This is a genomic window from Sphingomonas jatrophae (assembly GCF_900113315.1).
Taxonomy (GTDB): domain Bacteria; phylum Pseudomonadota; class Alphaproteobacteria; order Sphingomonadales; family Sphingomonadaceae; genus Sphingomonas_P; species Sphingomonas_P jatrophae.
In genome coordinates, this window is sequence record NZ_FOZG01000002.1 from 559,316 (window position 1) to 576,336 (window position 17,021).

General features: G+C 64.0%; 16 protein-coding genes. 1 reads left to right on the forward strand and 15 read right to left on the reverse strand.

Going from position 1 to position 17,021, the window contains the following annotated elements; translation table 11 throughout:
• Positions 1–78: 78 nt before the first annotated feature.
• The 12 genes from traW to BM360_RS12000 are packed head-to-tail and all read right to left on the reverse strand — an operon-like array spanning position 79 to position 9,515.
• On the reverse strand, positions 79–720 hold the full coding sequence (traW, locus tag BM360_RS11945; protein ID WP_207544587.1) for a type-F conjugative transfer system protein TraW: 642 nt from the start codon (positions 718–720) through the stop codon (positions 79–81).
• Positions 717–1,250, reverse strand: a complete 534-nt coding sequence (locus tag BM360_RS11950) for a S26 family signal peptidase (protein WP_093314908.1) — start codon at positions 1,248–1,250, stop codon at positions 717–719. Before BM360_RS11950 ends, traW begins: the two co-directional genes overlap by 4 nt.
• Positions 1,237–1,635 carry a TrbI F-type domain-containing protein gene (locus BM360_RS11955; protein ID WP_093314910.1) on the reverse strand — a complete coding sequence of 133 codons (399 nt, stop codon included), beginning with the start codon at positions 1,633–1,635 and terminating at the stop codon, positions 1,237–1,239. Before BM360_RS11955 ends, BM360_RS11950 begins: the two co-directional genes overlap by 14 nt.
• Complete coding sequence (locus BM360_RS11960; protein ID WP_131819262.1) at positions 1,628–1,987, reverse strand: hypothetical protein; 360 nt, start codon at positions 1,985–1,987, stop codon at positions 1,628–1,630. Before BM360_RS11960 ends, BM360_RS11955 begins: the two co-directional genes overlap by 8 nt.
• Complete coding sequence (traC, locus tag BM360_RS11965; protein WP_093314914.1) at positions 1,980–4,553, reverse strand: type IV secretion system protein TraC; 2,574 nt, start codon at positions 4,551–4,553, stop codon at positions 1,980–1,982. The genes BM360_RS11960 and traC overlap by 8 nt, the downstream gene beginning before the upstream one ends.
• Entirely contained in the window at positions 4,550–5,371 is an 822-nt protein-coding gene (locus tag BM360_RS11970; RefSeq protein WP_093314916.1) for a TraV family lipoprotein, read from the reverse strand. Before BM360_RS11970 ends, traC begins: the two co-directional genes overlap by 4 nt.
• Positions 5,368–6,198, reverse strand: a complete 831-nt coding sequence (locus BM360_RS11975; protein ID WP_423228907.1) for a DsbC family protein — start codon at positions 6,196–6,198, stop codon at positions 5,368–5,370. Before BM360_RS11975 ends, BM360_RS11970 begins: the two co-directional genes overlap by 4 nt.
• Before the next feature lie 47 nt (positions 6,199–6,245).
• Positions 6,246–7,568, reverse strand: coding sequence for a TraB/TrbI/VirB10 family type IV secretion system protein (locus BM360_RS11980; RefSeq protein WP_093314920.1), 1,323 nt, complete (start codon positions 7,566–7,568; stop codon positions 6,246–6,248).
• Positions 7,565–8,377, reverse strand: coding sequence for a type-F conjugative transfer system secretin TraK (locus BM360_RS11985; RefSeq protein WP_093314922.1), 813 nt, complete (start codon positions 8,375–8,377; stop codon positions 7,565–7,567). Before BM360_RS11985 ends, BM360_RS11980 begins: the two co-directional genes overlap by 4 nt.
• Positions 8,374–8,940, reverse strand: coding sequence for a type IV conjugative transfer system protein TraE (locus tag BM360_RS11990; protein WP_093314924.1), 567 nt, complete (start codon positions 8,938–8,940; stop codon positions 8,374–8,376). The genes BM360_RS11985 and BM360_RS11990 overlap by 4 nt, the downstream gene beginning before the upstream one ends.
• Positions 8,941–8,953: 13 nt before the next feature.
• Positions 8,954–9,241, reverse strand: coding sequence for a type IV conjugative transfer system protein TraL (gene traL / locus BM360_RS11995; RefSeq protein WP_093314926.1), 288 nt, complete (start codon positions 9,239–9,241; stop codon positions 8,954–8,956).
• Positions 9,242–9,269: 28 nt separating this feature from the next.
• Complete coding sequence (locus tag BM360_RS12000) at positions 9,270–9,515, reverse strand: hypothetical protein (protein WP_409314177.1); 246 nt, start codon at positions 9,513–9,515, stop codon at positions 9,270–9,272.
• Positions 9,516–9,992: 477 nt separating this feature from the next.
• Here BM360_RS12000 and BM360_RS12005 point away from each other — a divergent pair, with 477 nt between their 5' ends.
• Entirely contained in the window at positions 9,993–10,472 is a 480-nt protein-coding gene (locus BM360_RS12005) for a helix-turn-helix domain-containing protein (RefSeq protein WP_093314930.1), read from the forward strand.
• 69 nt (positions 10,473–10,541) lie between these two features.
• Here BM360_RS12005 and BM360_RS12010 read toward each other — a convergent pair whose 3' ends face one another.
• The 3 genes from BM360_RS12010 to BM360_RS19910 are packed head-to-tail and all read right to left on the reverse strand — an operon-like array spanning position 10,542 to position 17,018.
• Entirely contained in the window at positions 10,542–13,313 is a 2,772-nt protein-coding gene (locus BM360_RS12010) for a DEAD/DEAH box helicase (protein WP_093314932.1), read from the reverse strand.
• A 7-nt stretch (positions 13,314–13,320) separates the two neighbouring features.
• A complete protein-coding gene (locus tag BM360_RS12015; protein WP_093314934.1) occupies positions 13,321–13,821 on the reverse strand; it encodes a hypothetical protein in 501 nt (166 codons plus the stop codon).
• On the reverse strand, positions 13,818–17,018 hold the full coding sequence (locus BM360_RS19910) for a hypothetical protein (RefSeq protein ID WP_242653464.1): 3,201 nt from the start codon (positions 17,016–17,018) through the stop codon (positions 13,818–13,820). The genes BM360_RS12015 and BM360_RS19910 overlap by 4 nt, the downstream gene beginning before the upstream one ends.
• Between the last annotated feature and the right edge of the window lie 3 nt (positions 17,019–17,021).

Here is a 17,021-nt window from a genome sequence, read left to right on the forward strand (position 1 = left end):
GCACCCAACGAGCACGGCGGCGAACGAGGGCACGGCGCCGGGCGGACGCGGCGAACCACTCGCGATTGCTTAGCGCGCTCACTTGCGATCTCCTTTTGTTCCCCGGATTACCAGCTCGCGGATGGCGAGCGTGCGCCCCTGCTGCTCGATGAGCGCCGGCACGGCATGGATGCCGAAGTGGCGGGTCAGCGTGCCCTGCTGGTCGAAATAGAAGCGGCGCTGCTCGGCCTTCATCAGCGCGAATGGTGATCCGCCGACAAGGATGAGCTTGGCGTTGAGCGCGGTCGTCGTGCTGCGTGCCCAGGCAACCTGAGCCGGATCATCGCCATCGAGGAACACCAGCCGCTGGCGGAGCGGCACTGTGTCGAGCGGGTTCACCCGCGTACCGGCGGCCACCACGATGCGGCCGCGTCCGTCGCGCAGATCCTGGCGCACGGTGATCGTCGGATCGAAGGTCCAGCGCCGCTCCTCGGTCGCTGGGACGATCCCGGGCACGGGGAGTGGGCGGCGCACCCGCGCGGCGGTGCGCTCGGCCAGCTGCCGGTTCGCGCGCTCGATCGCGCCGCTCGCCTGCATCGACGTCAGCCGCTGCTGGATGACTGAGAGCAGATCCGCTTCGATGACCGGGAAGACCGCGCCCTGCTGGCCATAATCGCGCGCCGCCGCCGGAGCGGCGATGAGCAGGGCTGCGAGCCCGAGCGGGACAAGCCGCGCGCTCACAGGATCGCCCTTCCGACACCGATTAGCTGGCGGCCACAGACCCAGCCGATGAGTGCATAGCGACTGTCGAAGCTGTCCTTGTTGGGCGTGCCGACAAAATAGCAGCCGCGCGGCACGATCCCGGTCGGCCCGAGCGCCAGCGGCTCGCCGCGCAGCGTCCGCTCCTTGGCGAGCGCCACCGCCCGGCCGTTGACGAGGAACAGCCGTCCCCGGCGCTTCACCGCGTCGCCGGCGATGCCGTAGACGATTTTGCCGAACGGCGGATGATCGCGCCCGAAGTGACGCTCGAGCAGTCGGCTCGCCGGCGGATCGAAGAAGATCGTGTCGCCGCGTGCTGGGACCCGATGGCGCTCGACCAGGAACGCCCAGCTGGGCAGGCTGGTACTCTGGTTGACGAGGAACACGTGCCGGTCGCTCCAGCTGGCCAGGCTGGCATAGGCGCTGGCCGCGGCCGCCACCGCCAGCATCACGCCCCAGCGCTGGCGGCGGATAGGCGACCAGAAGCGCCGATCGGCATCAGCGGGGATCATGCTCGGCCTCCATCGCGCGGGCGACCCGCGCCCGAACATCGGCGGTGCGGTCGTCGACGGAGCGCCCAAGCGTTGCTTCGGATACGAGGACAGTGGTGCCATCCTGCCCGAGCTGAGCGACCGCCTTGTTGACCGCCGCCAGGTAGCTCGCCGTGCGGCTCGCCGACTGTTCCGGCGTGCCGCCATTGCGGGCCTCGGCGGCGACGAAATCCTCGACCAGCCGCGAGAGGCTGACCGACACGATCCGGCGCTGCTGGAGCTCGAAGAGCGTCCGTGTCAGCCACGCCGCCCAGACGAGCGCGGCTGTGAGCAGGACGGCGGCGATCACGCGCGCGAGCGGCCAGCCGGCAATCATGCGGTGCTTGCGAGCGGCGGGCTCAGTCATTCCGACCCCCACGCGCCAGATCGCGCCGCAGCTTGCCGACGAAGGACGGCAGCCGGGCGATGGCGAGGAGGCCTACCAAGCCGAGAAGCAGCGCCAGCACCTGCCGGTCGAAGTGCGCGCGCGCCAGCGGATCCGCGAACAGATAGTGGGTCGAGAGGTTCTGGAGGTGCGCGAAGAAGCGCAGCGGTCGTCCGTCAGCCGCGACGAACAGGAAGGCGAGCACCATTCCGAGCGCCGCCAGCAGGGTGCCGGATAGCCACAGGCTGACGCTCAGGCCGACGTGGCAGATGTCGGACGTGACGCGCCCGGCGCGCGCGAGCCGCGCTCGCAACTTGGGTCGGGGATCAGCCATTGCGGCGCTCCGGATGAGAGGAATCGGCTTCGCCGCGCGCCACAGCGTCGATCGCGTCGGCGATCGGCTCGCCGGCCGCGACCCGTGCCTCGATGGCGGCATAGGTGTCCGGCGAGGAGGAGAAGACGGTCGCGGAGAAGCGGTCGAGCACCAGCCGTCCGATCGCCTGGCACTCCGAGCCGCGGATGAAGACCTCCGAATATTCGCTGCCCGAGCGTTTCAGCGAGCGGATCAGCCCTTCGGTGCGGTCGTCCATGTCGAGCCTCGCCGACTTGCGCAGATCGGCGATCGTCTCGGGTTTCTGCTGGAGCACCAGCATCCAGTCCGAGTTCTCGAGAGCGGCGGTGGCGCCATCCGACTTGTAGAAGTCGTTGAGCGACTGGGTCGCCGTGCAGAGCGCCCCGCCATATTTGCGGGCGGTGCGCGCGTAGGTCTCGACGAAGTCGGACATCGACCCGCCCTTGAGCATCGCCCAGGCCTCGTCGATCAGCAGCAGCTTCTTCACCGAGCGCGGTGAGCGCGTCATGGCCTGGCCGGTCATGAACATGATCGCGGTGAGCACGACCGAGCGCAGCTCCTCGCGCGTCGCAAGGTCCGACATCTCGAAGACGGTGAAGTCGGCCTCGAGCCGGAGCGTCGCTTCGCCGTTGAAGAACCCGCCATAGGTGCCGCCCGCGCGGAACGGGCCCATGGCGATGGCGAGGTTGGCGGCGTCCGCATTGCCGGTTGCCTCCAGCGAGAGCGCGACGGCCTCGACCGATCCGGCCCTGCCCTGCTCTTCCCAGACCCGGTTGACCGCCTGGTCGATCAGGCCGCGCTCGGTGTCGGTCAGGCGGTCGACGAAGCGCGCCATCTGGCCGACGATGGCCTTGAGCATCGCCATGCAGTCGAGCCTGTAATCCTCGTCCTCGACGACCCGCTCGGCGTCGACCATCGAGAAGGGGTTGAGGCAGAAGCCGCTCGCCAGCGTGAACTCGATGAAGCGGCCGCCCTGCAGGCGGCAGCTGTTCATGAAGGAGCGGCCGTCGTCGATCACGACGACCTTGGCGCCGGCGCCGCACAGGCTCGCGCACATCTCCTGCAGCAGCACCGACTTGCCCGAGCCCGACTTGCCGAGAATCGCGACATTGTGGTTGCCCGCACCATTCTCGAACGGCGACCAGAAGAAGGGCTGGCCGCGTCGGCCGAGGAACAGGAGGTGCGGCACCGCGCCACCGAGATATTCGCCCTGGACAGGAGCGATGTTGGCGGCTGTCGTCGACAGCATGGTGCGCATCCGGCGGCAGCGCTCAAGGTCGGCGGCGAGCCCGTCGGCAAGCGTGAGCGGCATCGCCGCGAGCAGGCCCTGCACCTGGAGGAAGCGCTCGTCGGCCAGGTCCCAGCCCGCCGACTTGTAGAGCGACTTGACCATGCGCTCGTTGCGGTCGCCGTCGCCGGCCGGCGAGAAGGTCGTCACGCCGTAGAAGGCGCGGACCAATCGTCGGCCTTCCTGAAGCTGCGCCTGAACCTCGCGCCACTCGGCTGCCTGTTCACGGAGCTTGGGCACGTAGCGCGCGGACTTGCCTTCGGAGAGGCTGGTCGTGCGCAGGAACTTCATGCCTGCGCGCGTCGAGGCGGCCTCCTGGTCGGGATAGACGAGGCAGAGCATCGTCGCCGCGGGGCACGGGTAGCGGAGCTTGTCGGTGAACAGGTCGCCGATCAGCCGCGCGGTCTCCCACGGCGTCCAGCGCACCGGCATGTTGCGGACGCCGAAATGCCGCACGTCGAAGCGGTCGGGAAAGATCTCGCCGATTTCGGGCGCCTCGCCGTCATGCCCGCCGGTCGGGCGAAAGCGCTCGGTTCGGAGCAGCATGCGGCTCTCCTCGACGGTGAGCTCGATATCTCGGCGGATCGCCTGGTCGGCGATCGGATCGAGCGGGTTGTAGTCGACCGCATCGTCGCCGCTCGCGGTGGTCGGCGAGGTCAGGTCGTCGAGGAAGGCGATGAGCTCGACGGGATCGACATCAAGCGCCGGCACATCGAGCGAGCGCAGTACGCCGACGAAGCTCTCTCGCACCGCCACCAGCTCTTCCTTCGACGTGCTGCCGTTCGCGGGCACGCCGACCGACACGAGCAGCTGGTGGTGACGCGCATGGAACGGCGCGCCGCTGGAGCCGCTGGTCCAGACGAGATCGTAGAGGCACTGGGTGCGTGCCCGTGCGATCTGCTCATACACGCCGCCGCGGGCGTAGCGCGGCGCAAACCATGGCGCGATGTTGCGGCTGATCCGTGGAGACGCCCAGTGGACGATCTGCACGCAGGCGCCCGCCGGCAGCCCTTCGGACAGGAACTGGCCGAGCAGATCGCCCACCCGCTCGTCGGCACCGACCAGGGGTGCGACGTTGAGGATAAACCCGGACGAGCGCGCATTGAGGTAAAGCTTCGTCGAGGGCTCGTAGACCCGGTACGGCAGGAAGCTCGACAGCATGTCGAGGCCCAGCACCGGCCGCTCGCCCTCGCTCTCCTCGGCATCGCCGAACAGTCCGGTCATGAGCGACCCGGTGAGCGTCTTCAGCGACAGGCTCATCGCGGCTGCTCCTGGCCTGCTGGCGCGCTGAACGGGCTGGCATCGCTTTCCGCTGGCCCGGCCGTCTGGTCGGACCGCCTGCCCAGCCGCGCCAGATCGGGGGTGGCGAGCGCCTTGAGCCGCGCCCGCGCGGCCGCCGCGTCACCTTGCGGGAGCACGACCTTGCCAGCCGGCAGGGACCGCCGCGCCGACTGGCTCGGTTCAGCGGGAGCGGCTGACGCAGGGATTGCATCCGCGGTGCCGATCCGATGCCCGGCGCTCGCGGCCGCGAGCGATGCCGCGGTCGGCGCGCCGGGTTCGACCGCGCGGGGCAACGCGGCCGAACTGAAAGGTTGAGGGGCTTGAGCGGGAGGAGTCTCAAGCCCCTCGATCACCGGTGCCGAAGCACCGGCGATCGCCTCGCGCAGGGAGGAAGGGGCGGGACTGCGCGAGATCTCGGAATAGGGAGTCGGGTCGGTCGCGGCGGTGAAGGTCCAGCCGGGCTGCTCGACCACCGCATGGACGGTCGCCGCATCGTGCAGCACGCCGGCCTCGTCGACATGCGCGGGCAGCAGGATGGAGAGCATGCGCTCGCCCGTCCGGACAGCGACGCTGCCGCCACGACCCGTCCGCACCGGCTGCCGCTCCGGCACTGCCGCAGAATCGGCGCCTTCCTCGGCGACTTGGCCGATTGCGGCCGCATCGATCCTGGTCATCGGTGCGCAGGTGCCCGCCGACGCGCGGCAGGTGAAATCCCCCTTCACGGTGCCGCCGAGCGTCGTGCAGCCGCCGAGCGCCGAGGCACCGGCGAGCAGGAGCGGGAGAATGGCGCGGATCATGCCCGGCCTCCCGCGACAAAGGCCTTGAGCTGCTCGGCGGTGTGGAAGCCCTGGAGCACCGCACCATCGGCGCGGATGATCACCGGCGTGCCGCCGAACCCGTGCTTGCGGGCGAACGCTTCGTTGGCGTCGAGCCCCGACACGTCGCAGGTCTTGCCGGGCACCACCGGCTGGCCCGCATAAGCGGCATGAGCCGCGGCGGCGGGATCGGGGGCGCAGAGCACCGCCTCGGCGAGCTTGCGGCTCTCCGCGCCGAAGATGGAGATCGGGCGCTCCTCTACACGCGCGCCCATGCGGGCGAGTTCTCCGGCGAGCTTGCGGCAGTAGCCGCAGTGAAAGTCGCTGAGGATCACGAGCCTGGGACCGTTCGCCGGACCCCAGTGGATCGCGCCACCGGCTGGCAGCGTGGCGAGGTCGACCTTGGCAGCCGCCTGCGTCGCCGCGGAAGGCTTCGCCTCCTCGTCGTCGCGCCGGCCCGCCGCGCCAGCGGCGAGCAGATCCGGGTTGAGCTCAAGCAGCCGCGTCGCGGTGAGGTCGCTGCGCGCCTCCATGTCGTAGAGTCGCCCGATCATGAGGTAGCGCGCGTTCCGATCGACGTAGAAGAGCGTGGTGCCGGCAACGACCTCGCACAGACCGCCAAAGCGACCGCAGTCGATCGCGCCGATGCGCGTCTTCGGCAGGCGCAGCTTGAGCGCCTCGCGGACCAGCGTGGTATCGATGCCCGCTGTCGTCGGGGCGGCGTGGACGCTCTTGGCGACCAGCCCAGCCCCCATGCCGAGCGCGAGCGAGGCGGATGCGATCAGGCTCCAGAAGGGTGCGCCTTCCATGCGGCGCATCCTGGCCAGCTCGCGGCCAAGACGAGTGTCAGACGAATTCATTGGGAGTTCCTCACATAGACGCCGTCGAGGAAGACGATTTCGACATCGATGCCGGTCGGCATCTCCACGACTGGCTGATATTGTTCGGCGCGCTCGATCAGATATTTGGACACCGTGTCCGAGGCATCGGCGACGCCCTGACCGAGTCCGCCCTGGACGATGTCGCCGCCCGAAAGCTGCTGGCGCTTGCCGTCGACCCCGGTGGTGATCCCGGAGAAGAGGCTGTTCGAGTTGGCGGAGAAGCCGCGCCCGAAGCCACCGACGATGCCCGCGAGCAGCGCTTGGCTGACGAGGCTGCCCTCGCGGCTGACGACCCGACCGCGCACGCCGGTCTTGCCGGCGAAGCTGATGAAGCCCTTCACCTCGCTGACCGCGACACGCCCGCCCGGCTGGTCGCAGGTCATCTTCTGGAGCTTCACGTAGACCTTCTCGGCCGAGAGATCGCCGCGCGCCGCGCCGTTGACGACACAGCCCTGGATGCGAGTGGTTAGCAGCTTGCCGTCCTTGACGACCGAGCGCGCCGGTCCGGTGATCCGCAACACGACCGGCAGCGGATCCGTCTGGCTGGAGACACCCGCCGAGGCATCGACGCCGACGATGACGCGGGCCGGCGCATAGCTGTTGGGCGGCAGATACTCGGGGCTGTTCTCGATCTCGATCGCCGGCGCACTCGGTCGACCAGCCCTGAGGCCGGTCTTCGCGGTCGAACCGGCCTCCGACGTGCCGCTCGTGAACGAGACGGTTTTCACCTGTCGTTCGGCCGGCGGCGGCAGCGTCGCGCCCTGCGCTGCAGCCATGTTCGGGTCGAGCGGCGAGCCCGACGGGATCGACGGGTCGCGCGCGGCGATCGGCGGGGGCGGAGCTGGCTGCGTCTGCGCGCGGGTGAGCTCGCTCCGGAGCGTGCTGTTCTCCTGCGTCAGCGCATCGATCGTCTTGGTGCCGTCGGTCTTGAGCGCCTGGTTCTCGGCCGCGAGCGCGTCGAGTCTGGCCTGCACCTCGGGCGCGACCGCCTTGCTCTCTTCGAGCGCCTTCAGCTGACGCGCCTGCGCATCCAGCCGGTTGCCGTAGATCGCGACGAACTCCTTCTGGCTGAGGTCGCGATTGACGATGCCGTCGGTCTCGATCTTCTGCGGCGCGTCCGCGGCCGGCGTGTGATCGCCGGTGCCGCCGAACACGAACCAGAGTGCGAGCATCGCGGCGGAACCGCCACCGCCGAGCAGCAGCATGCGCTGGCGTGCGCGGGTCTTGGCGTTGAGTGCGCCTAGGGCTGTGACGCTCTCCTGCGCCGGGCCGGACGGAGGGGTGGCCTGCTCGCTCATGCGCCGGCACTCCCGTCGAACACGACGTAGAGCGTCGTTGCCTGCTGCGTGCCAAGCTCGCGCTCGGCGACGCTGACCGCGAGACTGCCAGCCGGGGTGAGTTGCGCCGGATCGACGGTGACAGGCTTGGCACCGCGATTGTCGATCCGCAGCACGCGCCCCGTGAGCGCGGCACCGCGATACTCGGCGACGAGGCGTACGGTGAGATCACCGACCCGGGTCGGGGCGGCAGCGACCTGCCGCATCGTATAGCCATCCGGCGCGCTGTTCGCGGCCATGGCCTGGATCAGGCGCACCGCGGCATCGCGCGGTCCAGCCTTCGCTTCCCACGCCTGCGCCCGCTCGCCGGCGATCGCCGGGTTGGAGACGAATATCTGCTCGGCCTCGGGTCCGCCGACGCTGCAGGCGAACTTGTAGACATAGCCCTTGCGGGTCGTGGCGAAGAAGCTCAGCCGCCCCGGCGCGAAGCCCTCGGGTATCGACAGGTAGATGTCGCCGCGGACCGGCTCGTTGGTGACGGTGAAGTCGTTGTATGGATAGCCCGTTGTGATCTTGCTGACGCTGGCGAAGGCATCGCCGACCAGGCTGATCCGCGTCAGCTCATGGTTCGAGACGACGCAGTCGACCTGCGCATTGTCGGCGGCCTGCCGATACTGGTCGGCCCACGCCGGTGTGGCGACGAGCGCGATGGCAGCGCCGATCAGTGCCATTCCGAGCGGCTTCAGGCTGATGTCCCGCGGTCGGGACGTGCCGGCCGCAAAGGTGGCGGCGCCGGCCCCGAGCAGGCAGGCGGGTGTCGCGGCGATCATTGGAGCGCCTCCTTGTTGCTTGAGACGAGCGCGAAGCTCGAGAGCGAGAGGCGCAGGCCGACGTAGGTCCAGCCGAACCGGAACCGCTTCTTCTCGCTGGCGATGACCTGGCCGCCGACGAAGGTCTTGAGGTCGCCCTCGACGGTGGAGCTCAGGCCCTTCGGATCGACGGTCATGCCGGTGATCACGAAGGCCTGCGCGAGGTCGGAGCCGCGCTGCTCGGTGACGATCTTGACCAGCTCGGCCTTGAGCGCCCCATAGGCAGACGGGTCGGCCACCTTGAGAATCTGCTCCATCCAGTAATCGAGCCCGGTCGGCGACCGGTTGAGCAGCATCAGCGCGACGTCGCGCGTCACCAGCTCGAGATAGTCGGCCGACACGCCCGAAGAGCTGATCGCCAATTGCCGGGTCGTGACCGGCTGCAGGATCACTTCGCGGTCGCGGCTGCTGAGCGCCGTCAGCAATGCGAGATTCGCCAGGAACGACGCGGCGGCCGCGACGACCAGGACCTTGCGCTGGCGGAGCAGCGACTGGCTGCGCTGATGCGCGATATCGGACAGCATGGAGCCCCTCCCCTCAGCCGGCGAGCCGGCGGCAGTGGGAGGGCGGCGTGGCGCGAAGCCTGACGAAGCTTGCCCCCAGGTACCAGTAGGCCGCGTGGATGATCCAGGAACTGGCCCGGCCAGCCTTGGCCTTGCGAAGCGCGAACCACGCTCCTCCGGCACCCACGAGACCCAGCAGGATGTGCTGGGAGAAGATGCCCCAGGCGAACGGCGCCGCGAGCCCCAAGAATTCGTCCAGGGTCCAAAGGCCGATGAGCTCCGGATCGTCGAGCCGCCGGGGAACAATATACTTGTCAGTCATGTGCGCTGCGCCGCCCTCGCCGCCGCGATCAGATGATCGCGGTCACGGTGGAGGTGACGATCGGCACGCCCGTGCCGACGCCGATGCCGACGGCGACGGGGATCGCCACCTGCCCGAGCGTGAACCGGCCGGACGCCATGCCGATGATGCCGCCGGCCAGGCTGAGCACGGCGATGATCTTGCCGCCCGAGCCCTCCAGAAAGTCGGTGAACTTGGTGAGCGCCGGACCGAAGGTCGTGTCGGCACCGGCATAGGCCGCGCTCGCCACGGCCATGAGGCCGATTGCCGGGATGAGATAGTCGCTGGCCCGGCCGAGGCCGGCACGAGGCAGCGGGAGCTTGAGGCTGTGCATCGAGAGCGTCTCCGAAGGTGTTCGCCGCGGCCGCATCCCGACCGCACAATCACCTTCACGCCGGCTCGGACCGGCGCTCAACGAAAAGGAACATCAGGAGAACGGTTCGGCCCTTTGGTCGCGAAATCCGCGACACCGATCGCGTCTGGAGTATGAAGTTTCCTAGCTTCGCGCGATGCCTTTCGCGCCTTGCGACAAGACCGGTGCGGTCGCTGGCGACAGCCGTCGCGAATCGCTTTCTATCTTCGCTACCTGCATTTCCGGCGAGATGACGGCGCCGCGTGGGACGCGACTGTGCCAATCGAGAGTTGCGCTACTGGGTAGGATGTTCCCGTTTTGTTTTCCTACAGGCTTCGCGCTTGGTACCGTGCGTGCGAATCAGTCCTTGGAGTTGGAGTCGTGACCACCAGCAGCCCGGCAGCCCTGTCCTCGATACCGCTGCACATCATCATTGGAGACCTCGTCGATCAGAGCGGGCTCAGCCAGCGCGACCTCGCGGCAAAGGTCGGCCTGTCGAAGGATCAGATCTGTCGTACGCTGAAGGGCACGCGGCATCTGAGCCTTGAGGAAGCAGGATCGATGCTTTCCGCTGCAGGCTTGCCGGCACGCGGCGCCCTCACCCTTGCTCTCTTTGATCGTCGCGATCTCGCCAGCGAGTGGTCGCGGTCCGGCATGGCTGCGTTCCTGGAGACACTCGTCGCCGCCCTGCCGGACGCGCTCGCTGCCGAACTCGCCGAAAGCAGCGATCGCGTCGATCCGCGCTGGGGGCCGGCCGTGGCGAAATTTGTGGCGCAGCGGATCGCGAGCCACATCGATGAGCTGATCGAGCGAGAGGAGAAGCTCGGCGAGTTTAGGCCAACCGGCGGGTTGCGCACTTAGGCCTGAGCAGATTGCTGCTGTCAAAATAGTTCGCCATCATCCGAACGCCGGCGCTATGGCTTTCCCGGATTAGGCCGGGCTGATCTCGACATATCCGATCAACTCGGCCGAGTAGCTTCCGTCGGCGTTGACCGTTCCCTTATGGCGTAGCTCTCTTTGGAGGGTCGGTTCCACAACGCTTGAGAAAAGATCGAAGCGTTGCTGAGCCGTCAGACGTGGTGCTGCCGCTTGAGCCTGCCAAAATCGGTCGTGCTGCCGCTCTATCACAGGCATTCTCGTTCCTGCCTCGCTTACGGCAATGGGTTGCAAGATGGTGCGTTTTTCGCCGCTGGCTGTGGAGGTGGCGACCTTCCACAAGGACAATACGGCGGGTTCTACGGTATCGTTTGAGGCCACGGCGAGGCCGATTTCTTCCGGAGCCGTGTTGCTCCACCGAGCTAGGGAATGTTGAATCAGCGGATGGTCTATCCCGAGCAGCTGTAACCCCTCTTGGCTCGTGGCGGTGTCGCGGTTCGTGGTGAAACGGACAGGGGAGGTGTCGCTGCCATCGAGGACGTAGGTCTCAGCGTCGAGCGTTTTCAGCGTTAGGCGCTGGTCGGCCGCGGCGCTTCGGAAGAAGTTTAGCAGCCGGGCCATGCTCGAGGACACATCCGAAAATGGCTTGTAGTCGTCGATGCTGAAACCATCTAAATCCTGAAAAAGGTCGAAAACAACGCTACGCGCCTCTTTCGAATTAGAAAGGGCGGCTTCAAGCTCTACGTGGGTTCGCTTCAATTCAGGATCGGAGAGTGCTTCCTGATATAATCTATCATAGTTCAATCGCTCTGATAGTTGGCCGAGAATTTGTGCTTTCAGATCCTCTGCCACATTCCCCTGCTCATCGACCTTGCCGACTGTCCGGGCGATTTCCGCCAGCTTTTCGTCCAGCAGCAGGAAGATGCGACCTTCGATCGTGTCGGAAAGTACGAGATTGTAGACCTGAGCGGTGTGGTTTTGGCCGTAGCGATGGATGCGGCCAATCCTCTGCTCCAGGTCCATCGGATTCCAGGGCAGGTCGAAGTTGAACAAGATGCGTGCGAATTGAAGGTTGATGCCCTCCCTGCCGGCAGCGGTACAAACTAGGACGCGCGGACCATCCTTTTGGCGGAATTTACGTTCGGCGGCGGTTTTAGCGCCGTGATTGCCACCTCTAAGCACGACTACTCCTTGGCCCGGGAACGCCTGCTCGATCTCCCGTGCGATGAGATCGACCGTGCCCAGGTACGTCGCGAAGATGACGATCTTCTCCTGGGGGTTCTGCCGCCATAGGGCACCCAGTCCGTCGAGCAGCTTTTGCGCCTTGGTTTCGCGCTGGACGGGAAAGGCGCGAAGCAGATCGTCAATCCGGAGGCGCTCCTCGGGCAAATGGAGATCCACAACAGCCGAGGCGGCTTCTTCCGCGTGCAGCGCGGAGAATTCCGTCGCGTAAGGATCAGAGGCCATTTCAAGGGCTTCGTCATCCAGCTTTCGCACTAAGCGATATTTTAGGTCCGCGATAACACGATCCACCTCGCTACGTCCGATGGCATCGTTGCCGATCTGAAATTCCTCATGGATGAGGATCCGGGCCTCGTCAGTAAGGCGTTCCCGGCCCTCAATGTCCATTTCCTTGTCGCGAAGATGCGCTTCGTGGAGAGTCAGCATTAGCAATCTGCGCTTCAGCGTGCGCCTTACGGCCGCGAAGCTGGACGCGGCGATTTTCTGGAAGATCGCCATCAGGAACCCGAGCGCGCGCCCCCTCCCGCCTTGCCGCTTCGCGAGATCAAAGCCGTCTTCCAGATACTCCCTCAGCTTCTCGTAGAAATGGCGTTCGTCGTCGCCCATCAGGAACGACTCTGTATGCACCCAGCGGCGAGCAAACAGCGGCGATCCGTCTGGTTGGCAAGCATCGGCCTTGGTGCGCCGATACATGACAGTATTTAGTCTGTGCCGGTTCTCTACCATCTCATCCGATGTGTTGAATAACGTCGGGTTTAGAAGCTGGATTAGCATCCAGAACTGAAAATGATTTCCTTGATGCGGTGTTGCAGATAGCAGGAGAAGATCACGGGAATGATCTTTGAGAGCTTCAGCCAGCTTGTAATTCTCGGTTTTCCTGACCTTCCCCCCAGTGCGGTGCGCCGTGAGGTGGTGGGCCTCGTCAAAGACCACCAGATCCCAACGTGGTGCTTCTAGCAGGCGCTTAATACGAGCAGGGCGCTTCAGCGTGTCTATGCTCGCGATAAGTCTGTCGTGCTTTGCGAACGCGTTGGTCTTGCGATCGGTAATGTCGCCTTCTGACCCAAAGATCTCGAAATCGAGGTTAAAAACCTCGTTGAGTTCACGGTGCCAGTTATGAAGGAGGCCGGCAGGCACAACCATCAGCGCGCGGTCAAGCTCGCCCCTGCTCGCCAGCTCACGGAGAACGAGCGCCGTTTCAATCGTTTTGCCCAGGCCGACTTCATCCGCGATGAGGAATCTGCGTGGCGAAGCGGTCGCAACGCGGTGCGTGAGGACAACCTGATGGGGGAGAAGGTCGATTCTGGCCGAGGTGAGCGCCGAGGCGCTTTCCATGATGGGTAGCGCCTGCGCCTCAAAGGATAGCCAGGCACGACGCGCCCGCTCTGCGCCGCCCTTTACCGATCCAAGTATGCGCTCTGTTCGGGACTGCTCGGACCGCAACGCTGATAGCGATACACGGCGTTCGCCTGCGCTGAAGAAGGCGCGCAGATAGCCGTCCCGCGCCGGTTCAATGACGACGCCCTGACCAAATTCTTGGTGTGTGACCCGTTCGCCGGGAGCAAACTCGTGTGCTGTTGCCACGATCGCCTCAGGTGATACGCAGATGAAACAGGCCCGCGGGTTTGGCTCCCTCGCGCAGCAGGATCTCTTGAGGGTATTCGTTGGCCTCTCCCCACAGGATGCGTCCGAAGGCCAACATGCTATCTGTATGCGGAGCAGCGCAGCGCCATTCGACCGAGTCCGTGGCCGGGTGCAGCTTGACGCGGCCAAGCCCGGAAGGAAGCCAAAAGATCAGTGCTGCCTCACTTTCGTAGTGCGCTTGGAATGATAAGATGGCCCCCTTCACGGCATCGCCTAGCCATGCCTCGGCCTCGCTCGGACTCAGCAAATCGAGGCATCCATCGAGACCCGCGACGACGAGCGTGTCGTTCTGATTGCTTGGCAGATCCTCAGGCCAATTCCCGGCAGCGCGTAAAAATTGCCTGATGCTCCAAACCTCATCGGCCGCACAGACCTGGTTCCGAGCCTCCTCGTCCCAAATCCAGCTTGTTCCCCTGCGCTGCCAAACGGTATCGAGGGTATATTTCATACCTCGTACTCCTCGAACAGCGAGCCTTGGTGGGGTTTCACGGCTAGAGAGGCCGCCCAAGAATTATAGATCGTCAACGCTCGCGATGCCGCGTTGCGGTTCGGTTGGTCGGGGCCGTTGGCCTGAAGCCATTCCAGTAGCGGCTTGAGCGCTATATGGGGCTTGAAGTTTTCATTCTTCAGTGTGTCGGAAGCGTTGATCCCGCTTCCGTCAAAGCACGATCCGATCAGGACTAGGGCTTGATCCAGATCCGATGTTAGTCGTCTCTTATGACGGCCAGACCAGTCCCGTGCGAAAGTTAGCGGATCAACCCGCGTGATGACCTTGGCCTTTTCGGTACACCATCCACGTTGCTCAAATTCATCAGGGGTAGTGATCGAACCACGCAAAAACTTCTGAAGCTGGTCACGCTTCATTTCTTTCGCTGATCCGAACGTGCGCAGAAATTGTCGCGTAATGGGCTCGGCGTTCACTGGGGGCGGTTCCTTGCCCTTGTCCGAGTCCTCGTCGATGAGCTGGTTAATGCCGACGAGAGCGTCCTTGACCGAGATCGCCCTTCCCTCGTCCACGTACACCTTACCGTAGTGCCGCGAGAAATATTCCAGAGCTTTACCGCGACGGATCACCTGAAGGTCGGCCGCTGGAAGCCCCTCCTTTGCGTGGTTCTCAAGCAAGGCTTGGAGCTGGCGAACGTCAGCCATCACCTCGCGGCGCATGCGGCCCCAGCTCACGGAGCTGGGCTCCTCGGTCCGCTTCCTGCAAACGTGAATGATGTCATATTCGATCGTCTGCGATCCAAACGTGCCAGGCTTAGCGCCCTCGCCCTTGGTCTCATCTGAGCGTATCGGATATGTTGACTCAAGATAATAGCCGGATTCAAATAGTGATTCTAACACAGCCACCCATGGCTCATCGGCACTGTGGTGAAATGTGAATGTGAGTATCCCGCCTGGCTTAAGTATACGATTCGCCTCAGCCCAACATTGTGTAAGTAATCGCTTATAGAAACCGTCCGGGTCCTCTGGTTCCCGAGCTTTGTTGGAAACCGCTTCGAGCGACTTAGGGGTGTATTCAGGCTCAAATTGGGACGGATACCGATCTTTAAGCGGAAGCCGCAGCCAGACATAAAAGAAGTCTGCAAGCTCCGAATAATGCAACAAGCCCCCGAAGGGAGGATCGGTGACGACGAGATCCACCGACGAGTCGGGAATGTGGGTAAGTTCGGTGCTGGAAACCGCAGTTATCTCGACAGGGGTATCAGCAGGGTCCGAAATATACGCTTTGACGCTGGGTTGCTTCGCATCATTGGCGCCTGAAAGCTGACCGACGTGCTGCGGGCTTACGAGATCGTAGGGAGCATTTCTCCATTCGATGCCGTCAACGACGCCAGACGCGCAAGCAGACCATCGCCCGCTTCCCATGATCCCGAAACAAGACCCTTCGACAATGTTCGTTTTAGGATGATAGTTGTTGTTACTCATGTGCGGGACCATTTTGTCGTAATTTATGTCCCAAAAACAAAACATGTTCTGATAACGAACGCTTTGTTGGAAAGCGCCGAGTAATGCCTCGCGAGTGCTGTCAGCATAATCACCGATCGTCATTATGCCCTTCAGAAGTTGAGCAAGGCTCAGCAACTGACGCGGATTGAACATATGCGACCAGTGCGTGTAGCCGTGGCCGATCCTGATATCGCCATTGTTCAGAGCGGTCATGAAGCCGAAGGGCACCTCCGATTCCGGCCAATATCCGGCCAAATCGGCGTTTTTCCGGCGCTCCCACTCTGCCGTGGCAGCGTCATATTGACGTGCAATCTGATCGTCGAACTGCGCGAAGAATCTGCCGCTATAGGCTGCACCGGCCTCGTCTCTCGCTGGGGAATAGCCATGAATGGCGTAGCCCGCCATTGGTCCCGTTTTTTTGCTCGCCTTTACGGTTTCCAGGACACTTTGGACCGTGCCGCACGCCCCGCACGTGAAATGTGCCTTTTTGGGGACGGTTCCGCCCCCCTTCCCCGCCGCAAAGACGATCCCGGTCTCCGGGCAAGTGACCTCCTCCGGTAGCTTTCCCCGCACTTCGAGAAGGCGGATGCGGGATGCACGTTCTTGGTCCCAGCTCGCCGTGGACGCAGCATTATCCTGTGCCGTCCCACCATATGACTGCCCTTGTGTATCACGCGATGAGCTTCCCGCTAACCAATCGGGGTGCATCAGGAGGCTCAACTCGACTTTCTTGTTTGTTCCCTTGCCGAGATTCACGATTTCATTCGCGCCGCATGATGGGCAGATCACCCCATTACGGCGATCAAGAACCGAAAAGCGTTCTTCTGTATCGGCCACGAAAAGAGGCACGTCGGGCGCCATTCGAGCGTCGTCCGCTTCGACGTCAAAACGAGTGCTACAAGTGCGGCAAACATGCTGCCAATGTTTTACGCTGATGCTTTTGATCGCAATCACGTTGCTAGACATTATGGGCGTGCGATGTCCGCATCCTGTCACTTGGCAGGGGCCGTGTTTGGCCCAGAAGGTGTAAATTATTTCGGGTCCGTCGTAGCGATATTCCGACCGCTCGCTCTGGGTGAGAGTCAGAGGATCGAAATCCGATGCCATGACCCGATTAGATGGCAGGTGGGTCCACTTGCCTTTCTCGCCGTCCGGTCCATCACATGCCATGAATGGCATAATTTGGGGCTTAATCTGAGCTTCGATGTCTGCAAGGAGCGCATTGACCTCGCTCAGATCGACATCAGCAAGCTCTTGCTTCACCACGAACCAGGCTACGGGATTTAGATCGTTGCCGATCATCTCCATCCCGAGACGGGAGCCCTCCACCAGCGTTGTGCCGCCACCCATGAAGATATCGGCGACCCTCAAATTTTTGAATGCGCCTTTCTTTTGATGATTAGCATAATAGTTATCCCACACCAGCTTGGCAGCATGAGACTTATCATCTGGAGCTTTGGTAGCAGCCGCCAGCAGCATCGAGCGAAACACACTCGATCGACGCCGCGCCCACCATTTGGACATTTGGTAGATGGGCTTGCTAGCATTCCCCTCAACTACTGCGACCTGATTCACAGGAAGGATTGGAAAGTCTACCTCGAGGCATGTCTTTGGCCGGTTAGGATCGTTGAAATCCACGGTTTCTAAAGAGGCAAGCCTGCCAGCTCCAACGGCCTTGGCAATTTCCTGCGCCATCTG